The sequence below is a fragment of the Rhodococcus jostii NBRC 16295 genome (assembly GCF_001894825.1).
Taxonomy (GTDB): Bacteria; Actinomycetota; Actinomycetes; order Mycobacteriales; family Mycobacteriaceae; genus Rhodococcus_F; species Rhodococcus_F jostii.
Genome location: NZ_BCWY01000177.1, coordinates 1 through 5423 on the forward strand (window position 1 = coordinate 1; position 5423 = coordinate 5423).

A 5423-nucleotide genomic window follows, 5' to 3' on the forward strand; every position below is an offset into this window, starting at 1 on the left:
AGTCCCTTGGCTTCGGCTTCCTCGAAGGCGTCGATCATGCCCGAGTAGAACGCGATTTCGGCGTCGGACGGGCTGAACACCTCGTTGGCGAGCGCGATGTGCGAGGGATGGATCAACACCTGGCCGCGGAAGCCGAGTTCGCGGTTGCGTTCGGAGAAATTCCGTGCCCCGTCATGGTCGGTGAGGTCCTGCCACACCCCGACCAACGGAAACTCGAGGCCGTTGGCACGTGCGGCGAGCAGCGCCCGGCTGCGCAGATACAGCGTCTCCTGACCGGACGGGGTGAACTGGAACCCGACAGATCGGGACACGTCCGCGTCGCGCGCCGTCCCGGCGAACAGGGTCGCCACCCGAGGTGACGCGACGGCGATCTTCTCGCAGTTCGCATACGCCTCGGCGGTTTCCAGGCAGCAGATGAATTCGAGCTTCCCGGCGTCGACACGGTTGGCCCGCTCGAAATGGGTGACCAGCGCATCGAACCGGACGATGTCATCGGGGCCATAGGTTTTCGGCAGGACGAAGCCGTCGAGTCCCGGCACGGCGACGGCAGCGATGTCGTCACCCGAGATCCCGGTGTCCAGTGCGTTCAGCCGCACGTAGAGTGCGACGTCCGCGTCGGCCGCCCGCAGGCTGCCGATCGTGCGCGCGACAGTCAGTCGTCCCTGTTCCTTCAGGTGCTCGGGTACGGAGTCCTCGAGGTCGAGGATCAGGCCGTCCGCACCGGCGGCGATGGCCTTCTCGGCCCACCCCTCCCGATGCCCGGGCACGAACAACAACGAACGAAGCGGTCTCATGGGTTTCTCCCAACGGGTGTGAAATCATTTGTCATAACTGGGTTCTGCGGCCGCACAGTTGTCAGCTGTGTGGGGTGCTGTGTTCGGCGAATTCGGCGCGGATGGCGTCGGTATCGGCGCCCAACGCCGGGACGCTGCCCGATACCGTGGCCCACCCCTGTGCGAGGCCGGGCGGCACCAGGGCGGGCACGGGACCGGCCGGGGTGTCGATGTCGCGCCACCGATTGCGGGCGGCCAGTTGTGGGTGTTCGGCGAGGTCGCGGACTCCGTTGAGTCGGGCGTTGCCGATCCCGGCCGCATCCGCGGCCCGCTGGATCTCGGCGAGGGTGCGCTGCCCGCACCAGGCGCCGACGATCTCGTCCAGTTCGGTCCGGGCCCGGACGCGGTCGTCGTTGTGGGCGTAGCGAGGGTCCTCGGCCAGATCCGGGCGTCCGAGGAGGTCGGCCGCCAGCCGCCGCCATTCCCGGTCGCTGGTGGTGCCCAGGACGGCGGTCTGTCCGTCGACGGTCGGGTATGCGCCGTATGGGGCGACCATTGGCGATCCCATGCCGACCGGCTCGGGTTCGACACCGCCGTGGATGACCTGGTTGAGTGCGAAGCCCATCATCTCGGCTACGACGTCGAGCATTGCGATCGGAATCACCGCCCCGCGTCCGGTCCGCTCCCGCTCGTACAGTGCGGCCAGGATGGCCGAGTACGCATACAGTGCGGTGCCGATGTCGGCGATCGGAATCCCCGGTTTGGCCGGCTGACCGGGCCTGCCGGTGATGGTGCAGGATCCGGCCTCGGCCTGGATGAGCAGGTCGTAGGCCCGTTTGTGGTCGAGTGGTCCGCCGCGGCCGTAGCCGGAGATGTCGACGATGATCAACCGCGGATACCGCTGCGCCAGCTCGTCCACTCCAAGGCCGAGCCGGTCCAATGCGCCCGGTGCGAGGTTGCTGACGATGACATCGGCCCGCGCCAGCAGATCGTGCAGCACCTCGCGGTCGGCGGAGGCGGTCAGGTCCAGGGCCGCCGACTCCTTGCCGTGGTTGAGCCACACGAAGTGGGCGGCCAACCCGCGCACGGTCCCGTCGTAGTGGCGGGTCGAGTCCCCGAATCCGGGTTGCTCGACCTTGATCACCCGGGCACCCAGGTCGGCCAGGTGCCGGGTGCACAGCGGCGCCGCGATGGCCTGCTCGAGCCCGAGGACGGTGATCCCGTCCAGCGGCCCGCTCATGTGAACCTCGGCTCACGCTTGTCGCGGTGCGAGGCCACACCTTCGGCAACATCCGGGCCACCGAACCCGTAGAACTCGAAACCCAGCGACGCGTCGAAGATCGGCATCGCCTGCCGGTACCAGTTGTTCAACGCGTGCTTGGTGAACCGCAACGCGCTGCGCGACCCGCGCGAAAGGTTCTCGGCGATCTCCAGGGCGCGGTCCTGCACGGTGTCGTCGTCCACACACACCGAGACCATCCCGATCCGCTCCGCCTCCTCGCCGGTGAGCACCTCGTTGGTGAGCAGGTGATACTTCGCCTTCGCCATCCCGCACAGCAACGGCCAGCAGAGCGCGGCATGATCACCGGCAGCCACCCCGATCCGCACGTGCCCGTCGACGATCTTCGCTCGCCGACCGGCCACCGACACGTCCGCCAGCAGTGCGGCGACCAGTCCGGCACCGACGGCCGGCCCGTTGATTGCCGACACGATCGGGGCCGGGCATTCGATGATGTTGCGGACCAGATCGCGGGCCTCGTGCATGACACGGGTGCGGGTGTCGAAGTCCTTGACCATCGCGTCGATGAGGTCGAAGCTGCCGCCGGCCGAGAAGGCCCGGTCGCCGGCACCCCGGATCAGCACCGCCCGCACCGACTCGTCCCGGGCGATCGCAGCCCACACATCCGCCAACTCCCGGTGCATGTCCGCCCCGACCGCGTGCAGGTCCGGCCCGTCGAGCACGATCCGCAGCAACCCGTCCGACGGTCGGTCGATCGCCAACGTCGGGAACCCGTCATACGTCTTCACTGCTGTACCCCTACTTCCTCGAGGAGATTGTTCGTCTGGAGGTCGGGAGCCGACCAGGCATCGATCAGACCCGCGGCCGCGACCTGTTCGGTTTGCGGCACCGACGGTGTGCGGGCGGGGGTGCGGCTCAGCCGAGGCGCTGGCGCCGGCTGCAGAACTCCGCCGACCCGCTGGTACAGCCCCCGCTCGGCGTTGTGTGGGTGCTCCGCAGCCTCGTCGAAGCTCAGAACCGGACTCACGCAGGCGTCGGTGCCGGCGTAGATGGACTCCCACTCGTCCCGCGTCCGCCCAGCGATGACCGCCGCGATCAGCTCCCACAAGTGGGGCCACCGCGCGCGGTCACCCTGGTCGGGCCATTGGGCGGTCTCGACGCCGAGGCCGGCGAGGAACTCCTGGTAGAAGTCGGGTTCGAGCGCACCGACAGCGAGATAACGGCCGTCCGCGCACCGGTAGGTGTCGTAGAACGGTGCTCCGGAGTCGATCCAGTTCGTGCCCGGCTCATCGGAGAACAGTCCCGCCGCCCGCAGTCCCTGCAGCTTGGCGGTCAACAGGGCGACCCCGTCGACCATGGCGACGTCGATGACCTGCCCATGCCCGGACTTCGTCGCCTCCAGTAGGGCGCATACGATCCCGAACGCCCCGATGGCTCCGCCGCCCGCGTAGTCGCCGAGGAGGTTGATCGGGGGACGAGGGCGTTCACCGTGCCGTGCCAAGGCGTGCAAGGCACCGGATTGGGCGACATAGTTGATGTCGTGCCCCGCCTCCTGTGCACGTGGGCCCGACTGCCCGTAGCCGGTCAATCGTGCGTAGACGATCGCCGGGTTGTGTCCGAGCACCACCTCGGGCCCCAGACCCAGCCTCTCGGCCACGCCAGGGCGGTAGCCCTCGATGAAGACTTCGGCGGCCGCAGCGAGCCGCAGGACGGTATCCACGCCGCGCGGGTCCTTGAGGTCGAGAGCTGTGGTCTCGACGCCGCGGTTGGCCACGTCGCACTCCTCGCGCAGCCCTTCGGTCTGCGCGAGCGCCCGCGCCGCCCGATGAGTCGGCCGTACCACGCGCACCACGTGTGCGCCCATGTCGGCCAACAACATCGATACGTACGGCACCGGGCCCATGCCGGACAACACCAGCACCCGGGTGCCGTCGAGGGGTCCGCTCATATCGCTCACTTCCTGAGTTCTCGTGGATGCCGCCGGCCGCGGGTTGAGTTCGCCGCGGCCGGCGGCCGGGCCCGCGGTCCCCTGTCGGATCAGTAGGACCTCGGGAGTCGGTTATCAGTAGGAACGGGGAAGCCCCAGCACCTGCTGCGAGATGTAGTTGCGGACCATTTCCTGCGAGAACGGGGCGTTGCGCAGCAGCCGCACCTCCCGCCACAGCCGCTCGATGTGGTACTCCTTCGCGTACGCGTAGCCGCCGAAGGTGGAGAAGGCCCGGTCGCAGGCCTCGAAGCCCGCCTCGGCACCGAGGTATTTGGCCGCGGCCGCCTCGGCGCCGCAGGGCTGCTGGGCATCGAACAGATCGGCCGCCTTCATTGCCATGCCTTCGGCGGCCTCGAGCCGGATCCACGAATCGGCCAGGGGATGTGCAACGGCCTGGTTCTTGCCGATCGGGCGGTCGAAAACGATCCTCTCGTTGGCGTAGTTCGTCGCCAGGTCGAGAGCGGCGCGGCCCAGGCCGATGCCCTCCATCGCGACGCAGATGCGCTCAGGATTCAAGCCGTCGAGCAGGTAGTAGAAGCCCTTGTCGACTTCTCCGACCACCTCGTGGTCGGCCACCTCGAGGTTGTCGATGAAGAGTTCGTTGGTGTCGATCGCGGCGCGGCCGAGTTTGTCGATCTCGCGGATCGTGATCCGTTCGGGGTCCATGTTCGCGAAGAACAGGGTCATGCCGTGCAGCGGCTTGTCGTCGCGCCGCGGGGATGTGCGCGCGAGCAGGAGGATGCGCTGCGCGTTCTTGGCGTTGGTGATGAACACCTTCTGGCCGTTGATCACCCAGCCGCCGTCGACCTTGGTGGCCTTGGTCTTGATCCGCGAAGTGTCGACGCCGGCGGTCGGCTCGGTGACGCCGAACGCCATGAGCATCTCACCACTGGCGAGCTTCGGCAGGTACTCGCGCTTCATCTCTTCGGAGCCGTACCGCACGATCGGCGCCGGAGGGAAGACGTAGAAGTGGACTGCCGAGCCACCGCTCATGCCGGCGCCCGATGCAGAGATCTCGCCCATCATCACGGCGGCCTCTTTCAGGCCCAGCCCGATACCGCCATACTCTTCCGGGATCATCGCGCCCAGCCAGCCGCCCGCGGCGAAGGCCTTCACGAAGTCCCATGGGTACTCGTGCTTGTTGTCCTTGTCGAGCCAGTAGTTGTTGTCGAACTTGCGGGCCAGCGCGCGGGTCGCCTCGCGAACGACTTCGACGTTGCTCTGGTCGGTCTCACTCATCAGTTGTCCTTTTCTATGAACCTGTGGATACGGGGATGTCTTCGACGGGTGTCGCCGGGTCGAGTGACGACATGTCCCCCACCGGGTCCCCGAGGAACCGCGCCCGGATGGCGCGGCGCATGATCTTCCCGTTCTTCGTCTTCGGCAGCGTCGCAACCGTGTAGACGGTCGGAGCGAACGATTT

General features: G+C 67.7%; 5 protein-coding genes. All 5 read right to left on the bottom strand.

All coding sequences use genetic code 11. The features are described 5' to 3' along the window. Nucleotides 1–794 (bottom strand): HpcH/HpaI aldolase/citrate lyase family protein (locus RJ1_RS44195; protein ID WP_073370966.1); only part of this gene is annotated, 794 nt, incomplete at its 3' end. 61 nt (nucleotides 795–855) lie between these two features. Next, entirely contained in the window at nucleotides 856–2013 is a 1158-nt protein-coding gene (locus RJ1_RS44200; RefSeq protein ID WP_073370969.1) for a CaiB/BaiF CoA transferase family protein, read from the bottom strand. Continuing rightward, nucleotides 2010–2801: an enoyl-CoA hydratase/isomerase family protein gene (locus RJ1_RS44205; protein WP_073370971.1), complete on the bottom strand. Its 792-nt coding sequence runs from the start codon at nucleotides 2799–2801 to the stop codon at nucleotides 2010–2012. The genes RJ1_RS44200 and RJ1_RS44205 overlap by 4 nt, the downstream gene beginning before the upstream one ends. Then, nucleotides 2798–3961, bottom strand: coding sequence for a CaiB/BaiF CoA transferase family protein (locus RJ1_RS44210; protein ID WP_073370975.1), 1164 nt, complete (start codon nucleotides 3959–3961; stop codon nucleotides 2798–2800). The genes RJ1_RS44205 and RJ1_RS44210 overlap by 4 nt, the downstream gene beginning before the upstream one ends. A 114-nt stretch (nucleotides 3962–4075) precedes the next feature. Next, entirely contained in the window at nucleotides 4076–5239 is a 1164-nt protein-coding gene (locus tag RJ1_RS44215) for an acyl-CoA dehydrogenase family protein (protein WP_061045681.1), read from the bottom strand. Nucleotides 5240–5423: the final 184 nt, after the last annotated feature.